17 protein-coding genes are annotated in these 17,266 nt (G+C 65.4%); 12 read left to right on the top strand and 5 right to left on the bottom strand.

What is annotated here, in order from left to right:
• Nucleotides 1-6 precede the first annotated feature (6 nt).
• The 4 genes from ubiG (at nt 7) to folE2 (ending at nt 3,244) form a co-directional block, all read left to right on the top strand.
• Complete coding sequence (gene ubiG, locus L2Y96_RS15340; protein ID WP_247327971.1) at nt 7-714, top strand: bifunctional 2-polyprenyl-6-hydroxyphenol methylase/3-demethylubiquinol 3-O-methyltransferase UbiG; 708 nt, start codon at nt 7-9, stop codon at nt 712-714.
• On the top strand, nt 711-1,391 hold the full coding sequence (locus L2Y96_RS15335; RefSeq protein ID WP_247327970.1) for an HAD family hydrolase: 681 nt from the start codon (nt 711-713) through the stop codon (nt 1,389-1,391). Before ubiG ends, L2Y96_RS15335 begins: the two co-directional genes overlap by 4 nt.
• Nucleotides 1,388-2,224 carry a squalene/phytoene synthase family protein gene (locus L2Y96_RS15330; protein ID WP_247327969.1) on the top strand — a complete coding sequence of 279 codons (837 nt, stop codon included), beginning with the start codon at nt 1,388-1,390 and terminating at the stop codon, nt 2,222-2,224. Before L2Y96_RS15335 ends, L2Y96_RS15330 begins: the two co-directional genes overlap by 4 nt.
• 96 nt (nt 2,225-2,320) lie before the next feature.
• A complete protein-coding gene (gene folE2, locus L2Y96_RS15325) occupies nt 2,321-3,244 on the top strand; it encodes a GTP cyclohydrolase FolE2 (protein WP_247327968.1) in 924 nt (307 codons plus the stop codon).
• A 126-nt stretch (nt 3,245-3,370) separates the two neighbouring features.
• Here the strand turns inward: folE2 and L2Y96_RS15320 are convergent, their stop codons facing one another.
• The 3 genes from L2Y96_RS15320 to yidD form a co-directional block, all read right to left on the bottom strand.
• Nucleotides 3,371-4,156, bottom strand: a complete 786-nt coding sequence (locus L2Y96_RS15320) for a M23 family metallopeptidase (protein ID WP_247337065.1) — start codon at nt 4,154-4,156, stop codon at nt 3,371-3,373.
• 101 nt (nt 4,157-4,257) lie between these two features.
• Nucleotides 4,258-5,598 carry a dihydroorotase gene (locus L2Y96_RS15315; RefSeq protein ID WP_247327967.1) on the bottom strand — a complete coding sequence of 447 codons (1,341 nt, stop codon included), beginning with the start codon at nt 5,596-5,598 and terminating at the stop codon, nt 4,258-4,260.
• Nucleotides 5,591-5,851, bottom strand: a complete 261-nt coding sequence (gene yidD, locus L2Y96_RS15310) for a membrane protein insertion efficiency factor YidD (protein ID WP_247327966.1) — start codon at nt 5,849-5,851, stop codon at nt 5,591-5,593. The genes L2Y96_RS15315 and yidD overlap by 8 nt, the downstream gene beginning before the upstream one ends.
• Nucleotides 5,852-5,971: 120 nt before the next feature.
• Here yidD and dksA point away from each other — a divergent pair, with 120 nt between their 5' ends.
• Nucleotides 5,972-6,988, top strand: coding sequence for an RNA polymerase-binding protein DksA (gene dksA, locus L2Y96_RS15305; protein WP_247327965.1), 1,017 nt, complete (start codon nt 5,972-5,974; stop codon nt 6,986-6,988).
• 76 nt (nt 6,989-7,064) lie between these two features.
• Nucleotides 7,065-8,483 carry a nicotinate phosphoribosyltransferase gene (locus tag L2Y96_RS15300; RefSeq protein ID WP_247327964.1) on the top strand — a complete coding sequence of 473 codons (1,419 nt, stop codon included), beginning with the start codon at nt 7,065-7,067 and terminating at the stop codon, nt 8,481-8,483.
• Nucleotides 8,484-8,617: 134 nt separating this feature from the next.
• Here the strand turns inward: L2Y96_RS15300 and L2Y96_RS15295 are convergent, their stop codons facing one another.
• Nucleotides 8,618-9,058 carry a SufE family protein gene (locus L2Y96_RS15295; RefSeq protein ID WP_247327963.1) on the bottom strand — a complete coding sequence of 147 codons (441 nt, stop codon included), beginning with the start codon at nt 9,056-9,058 and terminating at the stop codon, nt 8,618-8,620.
• Nucleotides 9,055-10,434, bottom strand: coding sequence for a cysteine--tRNA ligase (gene cysS, locus L2Y96_RS15290; protein ID WP_247327962.1), 1,380 nt, complete (start codon nt 10,432-10,434; stop codon nt 9,055-9,057). The genes L2Y96_RS15295 and cysS overlap by 4 nt, the downstream gene beginning before the upstream one ends.
• 206 nt (nt 10,435-10,640) lie before the next feature.
• On the opposite strand from cysS, the gene L2Y96_RS15285 reads away from it, so the two are divergent.
• From L2Y96_RS15285 to L2Y96_RS15265, 6 genes are all read left to right on the top strand, one after another.
• A complete protein-coding gene (locus L2Y96_RS15285) occupies nt 10,641-11,195 on the top strand; it encodes a glycine zipper 2TM domain-containing protein (protein WP_247327961.1) in 555 nt (184 codons plus the stop codon).
• Between the two features lie 687 nt (nt 11,196-11,882).
• Nucleotides 11,883-12,014 carry a hypothetical protein gene (locus L2Y96_RS22925; protein WP_256452191.1) on the top strand — a complete coding sequence of 44 codons (132 nt, stop codon included), beginning with the start codon at nt 11,883-11,885 and terminating at the stop codon, nt 12,012-12,014.
• Between the two features lie 537 nt (nt 12,015-12,551).
• The gene (locus tag L2Y96_RS15280) at nt 12,552-13,583 is read left to right on the top strand and encodes an N-acetylornithine carbamoyltransferase (protein WP_247327960.1); all 1,032 of its coding nucleotides are present in this window, start codon (nt 12,552-12,554) and stop codon (nt 13,581-13,583) included.
• Between the two features lie 61 nt (nt 13,584-13,644).
• Nucleotides 13,645-14,853: an argininosuccinate synthase gene (locus tag L2Y96_RS15275; RefSeq protein WP_247327959.1), complete on the top strand. Its 1,209-nt coding sequence runs from the start codon at nt 13,645-13,647 to the stop codon at nt 14,851-14,853.
• Nucleotides 14,854-14,862: 9 nt separating this feature from the next.
• A complete protein-coding gene (locus L2Y96_RS15270; RefSeq protein WP_247327958.1) occupies nt 14,863-15,960 on the top strand; it encodes an acetylornithine deacetylase in 1,098 nt (365 codons plus the stop codon).
• 40 nt (nt 15,961-16,000) lie between these two features.
• Nucleotides 16,001-17,266 (top strand): acetylglutamate kinase, encoded by a 1,266-nt coding sequence (locus L2Y96_RS15265; protein WP_425492626.1) that lies wholly within the window; start codon nt 16,001-16,003, stop codon nt 17,264-17,266.

Raw genomic sequence — 17,266 nt, 5'->3', positions numbered from 1 at the left:
ACCACGATGCAAACCAACGCCAATGTGAGCGCGGAAGAAATCGCGCGTTTTGAAAAGCTCGCCGCGCGCTGGTGGGATCCGGATGGCGAATCCCGCCCGCTGCACGACCTGAACCCGGTGCGCTCGGCCTACGTCGCTGGCCGCGCCAACCTGCGCGGTGCCAAAGTGGTCGATGTCGGCTGCGGTGGTGGCCTGCTCAGCGAAGCGTTGGCCCGCGCCGGCGCGAACGTGACGGCCATCGACCTCGGCGCCAAGCTCATCGAGATCGCGAAGCTGCACCTGTTCGAATCGAACCTGCAGGTGGATTACCGCGTGCAGTCGTCGGACGAACTGGCCGCGGCCGAACCGGAATCGTTCGACGTCGTGTGCTGCATGGAAATGATCGAGCACGTGCCCGATCCCTTCGTGCTGATCCGCGACCTGGCCGCCATGCTCAAGCCGGGCGGCCAGCTGTTCCTGTCCACGCTCAACCGCACACCGGCCGCGTTCGGCGCGGCGATCCTGGGCGCGGAGTACGTCATGCGCCTGCTGCCGCGTGGCACGCACCACTACGCACAGTTCCTGAAGCCGTCCGAGGTTTCGGGCATGCTGCGCCGCGTTGGACTCGAACTGGAAGACATCTCTGGGCTGGCCTATAACCCGCTCACGCGCAACGCGAGCCTCACCCGTAATACCGCGGTGAACTACGTGCTGGCCGCAAGGAAACCGGCGTGAGCAAGCTGCCGTTCAAGCCCGAGGGTGTGTTCTTCGACCTCGATGGCACCTTGCTCGATAGCGGGCTGGATCTGCATCACGCACTGATGTTGCTGTGCGCGGAGCAGGGCGTAGCACCGCCTGCGTACGACGATGTGCGTCCCGTGGTGTCGCGCGGTTCGCGCGCGATCATCAGCGTGGGTTTCCCGCAGCTCGATGAAGCGGGTGTGCTGGCGCTGGTACCGCGTTATCTCGCGCTGTACGAGGCCAACATGGCGGCGCACACCGTGCCGTTCGCCGGCGTGGAGCCGATGCTCGCGGGTCTCGTGGCCGCTGGCATCCGTTGGGGCATCGTCACCAATAAGCCAGGTTTCCTGACCGATGCGCTGCTGCCCGCGGCTGTGCCGCATTGGCAGCCGGCTGCCGTGGTGTCGGGCGATACGTTGCCGGTGAAAAAGCCGGACCCGGCACCGGTGTTACTGGCCTGCGAAACCGCCGGCTGCGCGCCTGCGCGTTCGGTGTTCGTTGGTGATGACCGTCGCGACATCGTTGCCGGCAAGGCCGCGGGGTTGTTCAGCGTAGCCGTGCGCTGGGGCTACCTCGATGGCGGCGATCCGGACAGTTGGGGTGCAGACGCCGTCGTCGACCACCCGGATGACCTGGCCACGCTGCTGGGCGTGCGTGAGGTGGCGGCATGACCGACGGTGCGATCCAGAGCTACGTCGACAAATGGCTGGCGATCCAGCCGCAGCAGCGTGTCGCGCTGGGGTTTGTCGACCCGGCCGTGCGCGATGAGCGCATGGCCCTCGCTGCCTTCGAGCAGGAACTGATTTCATCGGCCTACGGCGTGCGCGAGCCGACCGTGGCGGCTGCCAAGCTGCAGTGGTGGGCGGAGGAACTCTCTGGCGCTGCCGCCAGCGGCGGCCGCCACCCGTTGACCAAGGCCTTGTTCGCCAGCGAGCGGGCCCGGGCGATCCCTGCACAGATGTGGCTGGCGCCCGTGCTCGCGGCCATGGCCCAGCTGGAGCAGGGCACCTCGTCCGACTTCGCCGGCCAGGTGGCCGCCGCGCGCAATATGCATGGCGCGTTGGCTACGCTTGAGAACGCGTGGTGGTTCGGTCCGGAAGCTGCCACCGACGCAGCTGCCGAGATCGCGACGCTCTCACACCTGGTATTTGCCCTCTCGCGCCTGGAGTTCGATGTGGACCGCGAGCGTCTGCCCCTGCCCATGTCGCGCCTCGCAAGGCACGGCCTGAGCCGCAGCCAGCTCAAGGACGACTCCCCGGCCCGCCGGGAGGCCCTCAAGGCGCAACTCAACGAGCTGGCAGCCGGCCTGGCGGCCGCGCTAGGCCGGGGGCAGCCTCTGTCCACCTTCCGTGGCCTGGAGGGCCGTACGGCGCTGGCCACGGCCCGTGGCGCCGCCCGCGCCGCCGAACCCTTTGCTGAATTGCACAAGCGCCAGGCCCGTACCGGCCCCGCCACCGCCCTTCGCGCCTGGCGCGCGGCACGGCAGGCGGCCCGGTTGGGCTGAACGCAGCGTTTCCCGGCACACACCATTGAGCCTCAAGCCATGGCCCCCATCTCGGGGCAAACGGCCGGAAACGACCTACGTCCCAAGGAAACCCTGATGTACATCCAAGATTCCCCGACCCGCCTGCTCCCCGATGTCGCTTCGCAGGAGCACGCACTGGTACACGGCGCGCTCGACTGGGTCGGCATGGATGGCATGGAAATGCCGGTAGCGTTCGATGCCGGTGACGGCGACGTCCGTTCAACGGGCGCGCGCGTCGGTGCTTTCGTGAACCTCACCAAGCCGGAGAAGCGTGGCATCCACATGTCACGCCTGTACCTGCTGGTCTCGGAGGCGCTTTCCGCAGGCCCCCTCACCGTGTCCGGTATCCGTGCGTTGCTGGGTGAATTCCTTTCCTCGCACGAAGGGCTTTCGGACCACGCGCGCATCACCATCGGTTTCGAGCACCTCGTGCGTCGCCGTGCGCTGCGCAGCGACAACAGCGGCTGGCGCGCTTACCCGATCACCATTGATGCGACGCTGCGTGGCGAGCAGTTCCATCTCGAGGTCACGACCGATGTGGTCTATTCCTCCACGTGCCCGGCGTCGGCCGCGCTGTCGCGCCAGCTGATCCAGGACAACTTCGCCAAGTCGTTCCCGGCGGACCTGGCATTGGATCGTGAAACGATCCTCGCGTGGCTTGGCACGGAGCAGGGCGTTATCGCGACCCCGCACGCTCAGCGTAGTACCGCGACGATCCGCGTGGCGCCGAAGGGCGAGGGCGTGTTCAACCTGATCGGCATGATCGACAACGTGGAAACCGCGCTCGGCACCCCGGTGCAGACCGCGGTGAAGCGCGCCGACGAGCAGGCCTTCGCGCTGGCCAACGGCAGCAACCTGATGTTCTGCGAGGATGCCGCCCGCCGCATCCAGAAGACGCTGGAAGCCGACGCCGGCATCGCCGACTTCCACGTTCGCGTTGCCCACCACGAAAGCCTGCACCCGCATGACGCGGTGGCGTTTGCCAGCAAGGCACGCTAAAGCGCCACCAAACCGGTAGGAGCCCACCCTGTGGGCGACATCTTTCGCAGCAGCGCCACAGGTAATTGTGGCTCTTTCGCGAACGGCGTCGCCCACAGGGTGGGCTCCTACGTGGTCGGTAAGCCCTCAGGGCGCCTGGATTCCCGGCAACAACAACGGATCCAGCCTTACCCCAAACCAGTTGAACCCCCAGTGCACATGCGGCCCGGTGGCCCGCCCGGTTTTGCCGGCCGCGCCGATCACCTGACCCTGCTGCACATGCTGGCCCACCTTCACGTCGATACGCGACAGGTGCAGGAAGTTGGATGACAGGCCAAAGCCGTGATCCAGCAGTACCGTGCCGCCGGTGAGATAAAGATCCGGCTGGGCAAAGGTGATCACTCCCGCCGCCGGTGCCTTCACCGGCGTGCCTTCCGGCACCGCGATATCCATGCCGGAATGCGGTGCTTTCGGATCCCCGTTGTAGATGCGCTGATTGCCGAAGCGTCCACTGATGCGGCCGGTCACCGGCCAGATGAAGCCGTGGTCGAAATCCTCGCGGGTGTCGTCTCGGTTGCGTGCGGCCACCACCAGCGCTTGTTCACGCTCGATCCGCGCGGCGATTTCCGGCGGCGGATTCACCGTCTTCGGTGGCACGCCCTCCACGCGTTCAATCGGCCAATCGCGCGGTGTGACCGCCACGCGGGTGCTATGCCCGCCCACGTCGACGACCAATGGGCCCTTTTCATCACGACTCGCACCGAACACGAAGACGCCATCAGCGCCTACGTGGACGGCCTTGCCGTTGACCCGCACCGGCGTACCGGGCGGGGCGTGGGCGATGACCAGGGCGCCCTGGGACATCGTGGTGGGAACGTCGGACGTCGCAGCGGTCGCGGTGCCGGCGAGTAGCAGCGGCGCGGCCAGGAGCATCGCGCGCAAGCGCGCTCCCACACGAGCCCCGGCCGCCTCATAGGAGCGTGCTTGCACGCGATCAAGGCTAGCGACCACCCCGCATTCCCTTGCGATTTTTCTCATCGATCAAAGGCCAACCGCTGCCCGCGCACGTTTTCGTCCACGGTCTTGCCATCAAACACACGCTGCCCGTTAACAAAGGTCGAGGCGATGCTGCTGCTGAACGTATAGCCCTCGAACGGCGACCAGCCGCATTTCGAAAGCACTTCCTCGCGAGTGACGGTGTGCGGCTTGTTCGGATCCACGAGGACCAGGTCGGCCGCGTAGCCTTCGCGCAGGAAGCCGCGATTGGCCACGTTGAACAACTTCGCCGGGTTGTGGCACACGGTTTCGATCACGCGCTCGAGCGTGAGCTTGCCTTCCGTTACCCGCTGCAGCGCGGCCTGCAGGGCGAACTGCACCAGCGGCAGGCCGGACGGCGCCTTGTCGTACTTCTGCTCCTTTTCTTCCAGCAGGTGCGGGGCATGGTCCGTGGCCAGTACGTCCAGGCGGCCTTCGGCCAGGGCCTTGGTGATCGCCTCGCGATCGCTTTCTTCCTTGATCGCCGGGTTGCACTTGATGAAGGAGCCCTTTTCCTCGTAATCGGCCTTGCCGCCGAAATGCAGGAAGTGCACGCAGGTCTCAGCGGTGATCCGCTTGCCTTCGATCGGGCCCGGCTCGAACAGCGCCAGCTCATCGGCGGTGGAGATGTGCAGCACGTGCAGGCGCGTGTTGTGCTTCTTCGCCAGCGAGATCGCCAGGCGCGTCGATTTGATGCAGGCTTCGCGCGAGCGGATATGCGGGTGTTCCCACACGGGGATGTCCTCGCCGTATTTTTCGTGCGCCTTCGCAAGGTTCGCATCGATCATCGGCGTATCTTCGCAGTGCGTGATGATGGGCACCGGCGTGTCGCGGAAGATGCCATCGAGCGTCTCGGGATTATCGACCAGCATGTTGCCGGTGGAAGCGCCCATGAAGACCTTGACGCCCGGCGCGGCCTTGGGGTCGAGCTTGCGGATGTGCTCGAGGTTGTCGTTGCTGGCGCCCATGTAGAACGCGTAGTTCACCACCGATTTATCGGCGGCCAGGGTGTACTTGTATTCCAGGCTGTCACGATCGAGCGCGGGCGGCTTCGTATTCGGCATTTCCATGAAGCTGGTGATGCCGCCTGCCGCGCAGGCGCGCGATTCCGTCGCGAGATCAGCCTTCTGGGTGAGGCCTGGCTCACGGAAATGCACCTGGTCATCGATCATGCCGGGGAACAGCCACAGGCCGCTGGCATCGATCACTTCTTCATCACGCTCTTTTTCCAGTCCCTGCGCGATGGTCGCGATTTTTCCGTCGCGGATACGGACGTCGGCTTTGAACCGCTTGTTTTCATTGACGAGTTCGGCGTTTTTGATCAGCCAGGCATCAGTCATGGGTATGAGCTCCTTGGGCGCCGCAGCGGCGCAGGACGAAACGGTCGGGAACGGGATCGTGGCCACCCTCGCAGAGGGGCTGGCAACGGAGGATGCGCCAGCCGCCCAGCAGCGAGCCCCGCATGGGGCCGAACCGGGCTATGGCAATCCGCGTGTAATCGGAACAGGATGGATGGAACCGGCAATTGGCCCCTAGCAGGGGACTAAGCCACCGCTTGTAGAGGGACAACAGGAAGAGGAGGAGGCGGGTCACTGTCTCTTAGCCAGGTGGGGTGCCTGCGTTGGGCACCCAACAGTATCCCAGAAGATAGGTTGCTGGGGTAACGCATCTGGGCTATAACACCCCGCCGCCACGGCCACCGAGGTGAAGGAAATGGCGAAAGACGCTCGTAGCTCCACCGTTGCCAAGGCAGCCGCCAAGAAGGGCGGGGCAGGTGACGCGACGAAGACCAGGACGGTTGTGGCCGGGGGCAAGGCACCGGCGAAGAAAACGGTGGGCGCGGCGGCCAAGCCCGCGGCGAAAACCGCGAAGGCCGTGACCAAGGCGGCCCCGAAGAAGGCTGCGGCGCCCGCGAAGAAGGCGCCTGCGAAGACGGCGGCGAAACCTGCAGCCGCCAAAACGGCGCCTGCCAAGGCGGCGCCGGTGAAGAAGACGGCGGCCGCTAAGGCGCCAGCCAAACCCGCGGCGAAGGCCCCGGCCCCCAAGGCCACGCCCGCTCCCGCAAAGAAATCGGCCCCGGTGGCGGAACATACCGCCGCCAAGGCCACTCCAAAGCAGCAGGTGAAGGCGTCGCCGGCACCCGCACCGGCGCCGGTGGCTCAGGCCGCCGCCAGCCCAGCCTCCGGTCGCAAGGCGTCCGCGGTGGGCAGCGCTACCCCATCCAGAAACGAGAAGTCCGCGCAAGCCAGCATGAACAGCACCACACTTGAAAACGGAATCACGCGCGAAGACGGCCGCTATGCGCTGCCGGCTTCTACTGTCATCGACCTGCCGAAGGGCTACCGGCCGGGCAACGACGAGGAGTACATGAATCCTCGCCACCTGGCCTACTTCCGCAACAAGCTGAAGGAATGGCGGGAGCAGCTCGTCGAAGAGTCGCGCCAGACCATGGACAACCTCCGCGAGGAAGTCCGTGACGTGGGCGACGAAGCCGAACGCGCCACCCGCGAGACCGAGAACTCGCTGGAACTGCGTACCCGCGACCGCTACCGCAAGCTCATCTCCAAGATCGACAAGGCGCTGCGCCGGATCGAGGAAGGCCGCTACGGCTTCTGTGAAGAGACCGATGAGGAAATCGGTGTGGACCGCCTCGATGCGCGTCCCATCGCCACCCTCTCGCTCGATGCGCAGGAGCGCCGCGAGCACCTGCAGAAGCAGATGGGCGACTAAACGCCGCAGGCGTCGTACCCCCTGAAAACCCCGCCATCATGGCGGGGTTTTTTGTTTGACGTTCCAAGGAATCCCGATGTTCCCAGCCCTGCAGAACCTCATCCTCAATACCGACAGCTACAAGGCCAGCCACTGGTTGCAGTACCCGCCGGGTACCGATCGCACGTTCTTCTACGTGGAATCGCGCGGTGGCATGTACGACCGCACGGTGTTCTTCGGGCTGCAGGCCATCCTGAAGGGCTGGCTCAGCACTCCGGTGACTCACGCCGATGTCGACGAGGCGCGCGATTTCTTCGCTGCGCATGGCGAGCCGTTCAATGACGCTGGCTGGCGCCGCATCGTCGATGTGCACGGCGGCCGCATGCCCATGCGCATCCGCGCCGTGCCCGAGGGCAGCGTGGTGCCGACGCACCAGGCGCTGGTCACGATCGAGTCGACGGATCCGGAGGCGTTCTGGCTACCGAGCTACCTGGAGACCCTGCTGCTGCGCCTCTGGTACCCGGTGACGGTGGCGACCTTGAGCTGGCAGGTGAAGCGCACGATCGCCGCCTTCCTCGAGCAGACCAGTGACGACCCGGCAGGGCAGCTGCTGTTCAAGCTGCATGACTTCGGCGCACGCGGCGTATCGAGTGCGGAATCCGCCGCCCTGGGCGGCATGGCCCATCTCGTGAACTTCATGGGCACCGACACCGTGCAGGGCGTGTTGGCCGCACGGGCCTTCTATGGTGAGCCGATGGCGGGCTTCTCGATTCCCGCCGCCGAGCACAGCACCATCACGAGCTGGGGTCGTGAGCGAGAGGTCGATGCGTATCGCAATATGCTCCGCCAGTTCGCGAAACCGGGATCGCTGGTCGCCGTGGTCTCGGACAGCTACGACATCTTCCATGCGATCCGCGAACACTGGGGTAAGGCGCTGCGTGAGGAAGTGATTGCCTCGGGCGGCACCCTGGTCGTGCGCCCCGATTCGGGCGATCCGGTGGAAGTGGTCCACCAGTGCCTGACCCTGCTCGATGAGGCCTTCAGTTGCACGGTGAACGGCAAGGGCTACAAGGTGCTCAACCACGTGCGCGTCATCCAGGGCGATGGGGTGAACCCGCAGAGTATTCGCGCGATCCTGGAACGAATCACCGGCGCGGGTTATTCCGCCGACAACATCGCGTTTGGCATGGGCGGTGCGCTGTTGCAGAAGGTGGACCGCGACACGCAGAAATTCGCGCTGAAGTGCTCAGCCGCCCGGATCGATGGCGTGTGGGTCGATGTGTTCAAGGCGCCCGTTACCGATGCCGGCAAGTTCTCACAGCGCGGTCGCCTCACGCTCATCCGCCATCGCGAGTACGGCACGTGGAAAACCGTGCCGATCCCCGAAGGCGTGGAGCGCGTGGAAGACATGGCGCTCGACCACGGCTGGGAGCACGCGATGGAAACCATCTGGGAAAACGGCGTGCTATTGAAAGACCAGAGCTTCGCTGAAGTCAGGGCCCGCGCAGCCATGTAGGAGCCCACCCTGTGGGCGACATCTTTCGCGATACCGCTTCAGGCCCTGTGGCTCTTTCGCGATACCGCTTCAGGCCCTGTGGCTCTTTCGCGAACGGCGTCGCTCACAGGGTGAGCTCCTACGGCGGATTGCTGTCAGGCCAGGGCGGCAGCGGCGTAGGCCTTCACCTTAGCCAGCATGGCCACCAGGCCATTCGACCGGGTGGGGGAGAGATGCTTCGCCAGGCCGATCTCCTGGATGTAGGTCGGCTCGGTGTCGACGATCTCCTGCGCCGAGCGACCGGAGTACACGCGCAGCAGCAGGGCGATCAGGCCCGATACGATGGCTGAATCGCTGGTCGCTTCGAAATACATTCGCGAGGCATTGCCCGAGGGGATCAGCCACACCATCGACTGACAGCCGTGGATGCGGTTTTCCTCATTCTTCTGTGCGCCCGGGAAGGCAGGCAACTGCTTGCCCAGGTCGATCAGGTACTGGTAACGCTCGGTCCAGTCACCGAAGAACGCGAATTCCTCGGCAATGGCGGCCTGTGCTTCGGCCGCGGTGGATTCCTGCGGTTCAACGACGTTGTTCATGCCTTCACTACGCTCCAGCGCGTGCCCTGCGCACCGTCTTCAATGGTGACGCCCAGCGCCTTCAACTGGTCGCGGATGGCGTCGGACCGGGCAAAGTCCTTGGCCGCACGGGCGGCGCGGCGCTCTTCGAGCAATGCTTCGACCATCGCGGCATCGACGGCATCGCCCGGGTTGCCCTGCTGGAACCAGGCTTCCGGATCCTGCTGGAGCAGGCCCAGCAGGGCGCCGCCACCAAGCAGGGCGGCCTTGGCCGCGATGCGCTCATCGCCCGTGGCGCGCCGTGCGGCGTCGGCGAGCTGGGAGAGCTCCGCCAGCGCCTGAGGCGTGTTCAGGTCGTCGCACAAGGCCGCTTCCACCGCCTCGGGCACCACGAAGGCGCCCGGGGGCACGTCGGCCAGGTCGCGCAGGACACCGTACCAGCCATCCAGCGTGCGTACCGACTGGGTAAGGGCGGCATCCGACCAATCAAGGGGCTGGCGGTAGTGCCCACGCAGCAGCAGCAGGCGCAGGGCCTCGCCCGAGTGCTTGGTGAGCAACTCATGGAGCTGGAGCACGTTACCCAGCGACTTCGACATCTTCTTGCCGTCGAAGGTCAGCATGCCGTTGTGCAGCCAGAACCGGGCGAACGGCTTGCCGCCGTGGGCGCAGACGCTCTGGGCGATCTCGTTCTCGTGGTGCGGGAAGGTGAGATCGACGCCGCCGGCGTGGATATCGATGGTCTCGCCCAGGTGGGCCTCGCTCATGGCCGAGCACTCGATGTGCCAGCCCGGGCGGCCACGGCCCCAGGGGCTGTCCCAGCCGGGGAGGGTCTCGTCGGAGGGCTTCCACAGGACGAAATCGCCGGCGTCCTTCTTGTACGGGGCTACCTCGACGCGGGCACCGGCGATCAGCTCATCCGGGTCGCGACCGGAGAGGGCGCCATAAGCGGGATAGGAGGCCACGTGGAACAGCACATGGCCCTCGGCCTCATAGGCGTGCTTCGAGGCAATCAGGCGCTGGATCATGGTGATGATCTCGGCGATGTGTGCCGTGGCGTGCGGCTCCACGTCGGGCGGAGCCACGCCCAGCTTCGCGATGTCATCGCGGTAAGCCTGGGCGAAGCGGCCGGTGATTTCGGTGATCGGTACCCCGGCGGCGGCCGCGGCGTTGTTGATCTTGTCGTCGACGTCGGTGATGTTCCGGGCGTAGACGAGCTTGGGAAAATGGCGGCGCAGCAGGCTCGCCAGCACGTCGAACACGACGGGCGGGCGGGCGTTCCCGATATGGATGTAGTTGTAGACGGTGGGCCCGCAGACGTACATGGTCACCCGGTTCGGATCGAGCGGGGCGAACGCCTCCGTGCGGCGCGTCAGGGTGTTGTAGAGCGAGATCGTCATCAGGTGTCCATGCGGGGCGGGCCGGCGGCCTGGGCCGGCCTGAAATAGTAGCAAGGCCGGGGCCTTGCCGTGCACGCGCGACGCGGGATTCGGTTGACAGGAGATCTTCGCGCCCGGCCCGGGAGACCTAAGCGTGGATTCAGCGTGATCTTGATGAAATATCACCCAGTAGGCGCTCTCTCGCGCCTGGCTGGAGGTTTTCCTACATGTCTCGCCTGCTTATCCCCGCGCTGATCCTCGCGGTTTTCGCTTCCGGTGCCAGTGCCCAGGATCGTTACGGGCCGCCTCCGCCGCCGCCCCAGCAGGGCGGGGATGACAACACCCACTTTGGCTGGGCCGATGTGCTGCGCGTCGATCCGGTGTACGGCGTGGCCCGCGTGGAGACCCCGCGTCAGGAGTGCTACGACCAGCAGGTGACGACCCGGCAGCAGGGTAGCGGCAGCGCCGCTGGCACCATCCTTGGTGCCGTCGTGGGCGGTGTCCTCGGCAATACGGTCGGCAAGGGCGATGGCCGCCGTGCCGCGACCGTGGCGGGTGCCGTGGCCGGTGGCGTGGTCGGCAATAACGTGTCGCGTAGTGGCGATACGGTGTACCAGGGCACGGAGACCCGCTGCCGCGACGTGAGCTCGGTGACCGAGCAGCGCCGCATCGCGGGCTATGACGTGGAGTACCGCTACCGCGGTGAGGTCTACGTCTCGCGCCTGAACTACGACCCGGGCGAGCGCCTCCGCGTCCGCGTGAGCGTCTCGCCGGCCGACTGACGGTTCCGGCAAGGCAGACGAAAAAGGCCGCGAGCGATCGCGGCCTTTTTTGTGGCTGTTCGAGTGGGCTCGTCTTTGGCATCGCGTTGCTGAAGCGGTTCATTCGCTGGCGCGAATGCATGTGACCAGCGGCTCGCGCCGCCTCGCGCTCGGGCGCCTCTGGGAAGAGGCCTTGGGGCCCACCCTCGCTGCTCAGACAGGTCCTCCGCGTTCGTACCGGAGTGCGCCTCCGGCGCATGTGTATCTATTTGGCCTACGGCCGCTCTCTTGTGCGGAACTCGCCTCGAGGGTGGGCCCCAAGGCCTCCCGGACACACCGAGGTGGCAGGGCGGGAAAGCGCGTGCCGTACCTCAAGGCGAACACCCCCGTTGTAGGAGCCCACCCTGTGGGCGACATCTTTCGCCTCGACGCCGAGGCCCTGGCTCGGATCACGATCGATCAAAGGCGGGACAACGCAAGATCGGTAGGGTGTCGCGAACGGCGTCGCCCACAGGGTGGGCTCCTACAGCGGGCGGACGCATTCGGGCGGACAACTGGCTGTCCGCGGACATCGATAGGCGCGGTGTGAGATCCGGCGGAAAAGGCGCTGTGGCGCGGGTTTTTGGGCCGATCGGCGGTTGGCACGGCCAATGCAATCTCTCTGGCGAAGGGCGCCAACGCCCACCTGCCAAACCACGGAGACTGGCCATGAAAACCGAAACCTTCCTGCTGAAGACCTTCTTTGCCGTTGCCGTCCTGCTGAGCGTGCTGACGATGGGGGCGATGGTAACGACTAGCGTGTCGACCATGCCGGCCACGGCGCTTGCCTCGGCGCAGTGAGGCGAGCGGGTTTACTTGCGGTGTCTTGCTTTTGATTGGTTGGGATGGGCGCAGGGCCTGAGCGTTGACGCGAAAGATGTCGCCCACGGGGTGGGCTCCTACAGCGAACGCGGAGGACCTGTCTGAGCAGCGAGGGTGGGCCCCAAGGCCTCTTTCCGGAGACGCCCGAGCGCTAGCGCGATGGCCGCAGGCCGAGACCCGCGAAGCCGAAGGCGAGCCATTTCGGGGCATTTGGACGGCCAAGTGCCCCAGGCAGTTGCGCACCGCACCAATCCACGGCATTATCGAGGCTTCACCTATTTGAAACCCAGCCGTGTCCCACGCCGACTACACCTCGAACGTCTATACCAGCGCCCGCATGGCCGCAGGGATGACGTCCCGTGCTCGTCGACCGTACATCGGACACTCGGCCGGGTAGGCTGTCGCACGCATTTCATTCGCATCGACTAAAAAACCCGGCCCCGTGCCGGGTTTTTTCGTTTCGGATTCACCATTCTTCCCACGGCCCCACCAGGCCACCGACCGATCTGGATAGCCATGACCGTTCGCCACTTCCTCAACACCACGGACTACAGCCGCGCCGAAATCGACGCCCTGCTCGCGCAGGCCGCCGAATTCAAGCGCTCGCCCCAGGGCAAACAGCTGGCTGGCAAGGCCATCGCGCTGCTGTTCTTCAACCCCAGCATGCGCACTCGCACGAGCTTTGAGATCGGCGCGTTCCAGCTGGGCGGCCACGCCGTGGTGCTCGCCCCGGGCAAGGACGCATGGCCCATCGAGTTCGAGGTGGGCACGGTCATGGATGGCGACACCGAGGAGCACATCGCCGAGGTGGCCCGCGTGCTCTCGCGCTATGTCGACCTGATCGCCGTCCGCGCCTTCCCCAAGTTCCAGGACTGGCAGGTCGATCGCCAGGACAAAGTGCTCAAGGCCTTCGCCCAGTACGCGACGGTGCCGGTCATCAACATGGAAACCATCACCCACCCCTGCCAGGAGCTGGCCCACGCGCTGGCCATGAAGGAGCACCTGGGTGACTTGCAGAACAAGAAGTACGTCCTGACATGGACCTACCACCCGAAGCCGCTGAACACCGCCGTGGCCAACTCGGCCCTGCTCATCGCGACCAAGATGGGCATGGACGTGACCCTGTTGTGCCCGACCCCGGAATACATCCTGGACCAGCGCTACATGGATTTCGCCGCGCAGAACGCGAAGGAAAACGGCGGTTCGCTGCAGGTCTCGCACGATATCGAGGCCGCCTACAGTGGCGCGCACGTGATCTACGCCAAGAGCTGGGGTGCGCTCCCATACTTCGGCCGCTGGGATGAAGAGAAGGCGATTCGCGATGCGAACAAGCACTTCATCGTCGACGAGGCCAAGATGGCCCTCACCAACAACGGCCTCTTCAGCCACTGCCTCCCGCTGCGCCGGAATATCAAGGCGACGGATGCGGTGATGGATTCGCCGGCCTGCATCGCCGTGGACGAGGCGGAAAACCGCCTGCATGTCCAGAAGGCCGTCATGGCCTCGCTCATGTCGCAGCCGGGCGTGAAGTCCGGCCTCGGTTTTTGATTCGTCCCGCCTTTTGTCCCTTCTTTTAAGCCTTCTCTTCTAAACATTCTCCGGAGCCAGCATGTCCAGCAAAGATATCGTCCTCGCCTTCTCGGGCGGCCTCGACACCAGCTTCTGCGTCCCCTACCTGATGGAGCGCGGCTACGCCGTGCACACCGTGTTCGTCGATACCGGCGGCGTCTCTGCCGAAGAGCGTGAGTACATCGAACAGCGTGCGCACGAACTGGGCGCTGCCTCGCACCGCACGGTCGATGCCTCGCAGGCGATCTGGGATAGCTTCGTCACCCCGCTGATCTGGGCCGGTGAGTTCTACCAGGGCCAGTACCCGCTGCTGGTCTCCGATCGCTACCTCATCGTGAAGGCCTCGCTGGAGCGTTGCGACGAGCTGGGCACCAAGCTGTTCGCCCACGGCTGCACCGGCATGGGCAACGACCAGGTCCGTTTCGACCTGACCGTGAAGGCGCTCGGCGATTACACGATCATCGCCCCGATCCGCGAGATCCAGCGCGAGCACACCCAGGTCCGCGCCTACGAGCAGAAGTACCTCGAAGACAAGGGCTTCGAAGTCCGCGCCAAGACCAAGCACTACACCATCAACGAGAACGTGCTGGGTGTGACCATCTCCGGCGGCGAGATCGATGCATGGGAAATCCCGGAAGAGGGCGCCGTGGCCTGGTGCGCACCGCGCGCCGAATGGCCGTCCGAACCGCTGCGCATCGAGCTCGGCTTCGACAAGGGCGTGGCCACCACGCTCAACGGCAAGGCGGCGACCGGTCCGGAGATCCTCGGCTTCCTCAACCGCGAGCTGGCCAAGTACGGCGTGGGTCGTAGCCTGTACACCGGCGACACCAACATCGGCCTGAAGGGCCGCATCGTGTTCGAAGCACCGGCACTCACCGCGCTGCTCACCGCGCACCGTGCGCTGGAAGAGACCGTGCTGTCGAAGCAGCAGAACCGCTTCAAGCCGGAGATCGGCCGCAAGTGGACCGAAGTGGCTTACGAAGGCTTCTTCAACGACCCGATCAAGGCCGACCTGGAAGCCTACCTGGTCAGCACCCAGCGCAAGGTCGATGGCAAGGTCATCATCGAAACCCGTGGCGGCACCGTGTACGCCGTGAAGGTGGAATCGAAGAACCTGCTGCACTCGAAGAAGGCGACCTATGCGCAGGCTGCCGACTGGGGCGTCGCCGAGGCCGAGGGCTTCATCAAGCTCTACGGCATGAGCTCGACGATCTGGGCGGAAGTCGATCGCGCCAACGGCGGCAAGTGATCGAGGCCCATGGATAAGCTCCTGAAGGAAACCCTCGACCACCTGCGCGCGCTCGTATCGTTCGATACGCGCAACCCGCCGCGTGAGATCGGCACGGGCGGCATCTTCGACTACCTGCGCGCGAACCTTCCGGGGTTCGACGTGCAGGTGACCGATTTCGGCGCGGGCGCGGTGAATCTTTACGCCGTGCGCGGCAAGCCGAAAGTGCTGTTCAACGTGCATCTGGACACGGTGCCGGATAGCCCGCACTGGTCCGCTAACCCGCACGAACTGCGCGTGACGGAAGACCGGGCCATCGGCCTCGGCGCGTGCGATATCAAGGGCGCCGCCGCGGCGCTCGTGGCCGTTGCGAACGCCTCGAACGGCGACATGGCGCTGCTGCTCTCCACCGACGAAGAAGCCAACGACGCACGCTGCATCGCCGGCTTCCTCAAGGACAAGCCGGCTTACGATGCGATCATCGTTGCCGAGCCGACCAAGGGTGAGGCGGTGCTGGCGCATCGCGGCATCCACTCGGTGCAGATGCAGTTCAAGGGCCGCGCGGCGCATGCCTCCGGCGAGCAGACCCCGTCGGATAGCGCGCTGCACCAGGCGATCCGCTGGGGTGCTGCTGCGCTCGATCACGTGCAGGCCCTGTCGCACGAGCGTTTTGGCGGCCTGACCGGTCTGCGCTTTAACGTCGGCAAGATCGAAGGCGGGATCAAGGCGAACATGATCGCCCCGACCGCCGATGTGCGTTTCGGCTTCCGCCCGCTGCCGTCGATGGACGCGGACAAGCTGCTCGAGACCTTCCGCACGCTGGTCGAGCCGCACCCGGTCGAGTTCGGTGAAACCTTCCGCGGCGATTCGCTGCCGGCAGGCGACACCGCAACGGCCGAGGCTCGCCGCCTCGCTGCGCGAGATCTCGCCGATGAGCTGGAGATCCCGGTCGGCAACGCCGTGGACTTCTGGACCGAATCCGCATTGTTCTCCAAGGCGGGCTACATCTCGTTCGTGTACGGTCCGGGGGATATCGCCCAGGCCCACACCGCCGACGAGTGGGTAGCCCTCGACCAGCTCGCCCACTACGCCCAGACCATCCACCGGATCGTTGATCGTGGAATCTAACAAGCACACCCGTAAAACCATCGTCCGCCTGCTCGGTGCCATGGGCAGCGCGCGCGAGATCCAGCAGTACCTCAAGCGCTTCTCCCAGCTTGACGCCAAGCGCTTCGCGGTGGTGAAGGTGGGCGGCGCCGTGCTGCGTGATGAACTGGCCGACCTCACCTCGTCGCTCTCGTTCCTGCAGCAGGTGGGCCTGACGCCGATCGTGCTGCACGGTGCGGGCCCGCAGCTGGATGAGGAGCTCTCGGCTGCCGGCATCGTCAAAAAGACCGTGAACGGCCTGCGCGTGACCTCGCCGGAAGCCCTCGCCATCGTGCGCAAGGTGTTTCAGTCGCAGAACCTGCGCCTGGTCGAAGCCCTGCAGGAAGTCGATACGCGCGCCACGTCGGTGCCCTCCGGCGTGTTCACCGCCGATTTTCTCGATCCCGACCAGCTTGGCCTGGTCGGCAAGGTGCGTTCGATCAACCTGGCGCCGATCGAAGCCAGCCTGCGCGCCGGGTCCATCCCGGTGATCGCGAGCCTGGGCGAGACCGACTCCGGTCAGATCCTCAACATCAACGCCGATTTCGCCGCGAACGAACTGGTCCGCGTGCTTCAGCCGTACAAGATCGTGTTCCTGACCGGCACGGGCGGCCTGCTCGACGGCGACGGCAACATCATCGATTCGATCAACCTCTCCACCGAGTTCGAACAGCTGCTGGAACAGCCGTGGCTGCACTCGGGCATGCGCCTGAAGATCGAACAGATCAAGGACCTGCTGGATGATCTGCCGCTGACGTCGTCGGTGTCGATCACGCGCCCGGCCGATCTGGCGAAGGAACTGTTCACCCACAAGGGCTCGGGCACGCTTGTGCGCCGTGGCGAGCGCGTGCTGCGCTTCGATTCGTGGGAGGGCGTGGACCTTGAGCGGATGACCTCGTTGATCGAGTCCAGCTTCGGCCGCACCCTGGTGCCGGACTACTTCGAGCGCACGAATCTCTATCGCCTGTATGTGTCGGAGAACTACCGCGCAGCGATGGTGCTCACGCAGGAAGATGGCTTCGCCTACCTCGACAAGTTCGCCGTGCTGGACGACGCCCAGGGCGAAGGCCTTGGCCGCGCCGTGTGGCAGGTGATGCGCGACGAGAACCCGACGCTGTTCTGGCGCTCGCGCCATGGCAACGCCATCAATCATTTCTACTACGCGGAATCCGACGGCTGCTTCAAGCAGGCCCGCTGGAAGGTGTTCTGGTACGGCCTGGATAACTTCGCCGATATCGAACGCTGCGTGGCGCATTGCGCTACCCGCATTCCCACTTTGCAGGATTGA

This window comes from Luteibacter aegosomaticola, assembly GCF_023078475.1.
GTDB lineage: Bacteria > Pseudomonadota > Gammaproteobacteria > Xanthomonadales > Rhodanobacteraceae > Luteibacter > Luteibacter aegosomaticola.
Note: the sequence above shows the minus strand (reverse complement) of the source record. Positions and strands in the feature narration are given on the sequence as shown.

Coding starts and splice junctions, on each gene's coding strand:
- L2Y96_RS15275 (WP_247327959.1), top strand. CDS start 13,645: ATGTCCAGCAAAGATATCGTCCTCGCCTTCTCGGGCGGCCTCGACACC.
- L2Y96_RS15320 (WP_247337065.1), bottom strand. CDS start 4,156: ATGCTCCTGGCCGCGCCGCTGCTACTCGCCGGCACCGCGACCGCTGCG.
- L2Y96_RS15300 (WP_247327964.1), top strand. CDS start 7,065: ATGTTCCCAGCCCTGCAGAACCTCATCCTCAATACCGACAGCTACAAG.
- ubiG (WP_247327971.1), top strand. CDS start 7: ATGCAAACCAACGCCAATGTGAGCGCGGAAGAAATCGCGCGTTTTGAA.
- L2Y96_RS15330 (WP_247327969.1), top strand. CDS start 1,388: ATGACCGACGGTGCGATCCAGAGCTACGTCGACAAATGGCTGGCGATC.
- L2Y96_RS15270 (WP_247327958.1), top strand. CDS start 14,863: ATGGATAAGCTCCTGAAGGAAACCCTCGACCACCTGCGCGCGCTCGTA.
- L2Y96_RS15265 (WP_425492626.1), top strand. CDS start 16,001: ATGGGCAGCGCGCGCGAGATCCAGCAGTACCTCAAGCGCTTCTCCCAG.
- L2Y96_RS22925 (WP_256452191.1), top strand. CDS start 11,883: ATGAAAACCGAAACCTTCCTGCTGAAGACCTTCTTTGCCGTTGCCGTC.
- L2Y96_RS15280 (WP_247327960.1), top strand. CDS start 12,552: ATGACCGTTCGCCACTTCCTCAACACCACGGACTACAGCCGCGCCGAA.
- cysS (WP_247327962.1), bottom strand. CDS start 10,434: ATGACGATCTCGCTCTACAACACCCTGACGCGCCGCACGGAGGCGTTC.
- L2Y96_RS15295 (WP_247327963.1), bottom strand. CDS start 9,058: ATGAACAACGTCGTTGAACCGCAGGAATCCACCGCGGCCGAAGCACAG.
- dksA (WP_247327965.1), top strand. CDS start 5,972: ATGGCGAAAGACGCTCGTAGCTCCACCGTTGCCAAGGCAGCCGCCAAG.
- L2Y96_RS15285 (WP_247327961.1), top strand. CDS start 10,641: ATGTCTCGCCTGCTTATCCCCGCGCTGATCCTCGCGGTTTTCGCTTCC.
- folE2 (WP_247327968.1), top strand. CDS start 2,321: ATGTACATCCAAGATTCCCCGACCCGCCTGCTCCCCGATGTCGCTTCG.
- L2Y96_RS15315 (WP_247327967.1), bottom strand. CDS start 5,598: ATGACTGATGCCTGGCTGATCAAAAACGCCGAACTCGTCAATGAAAAC.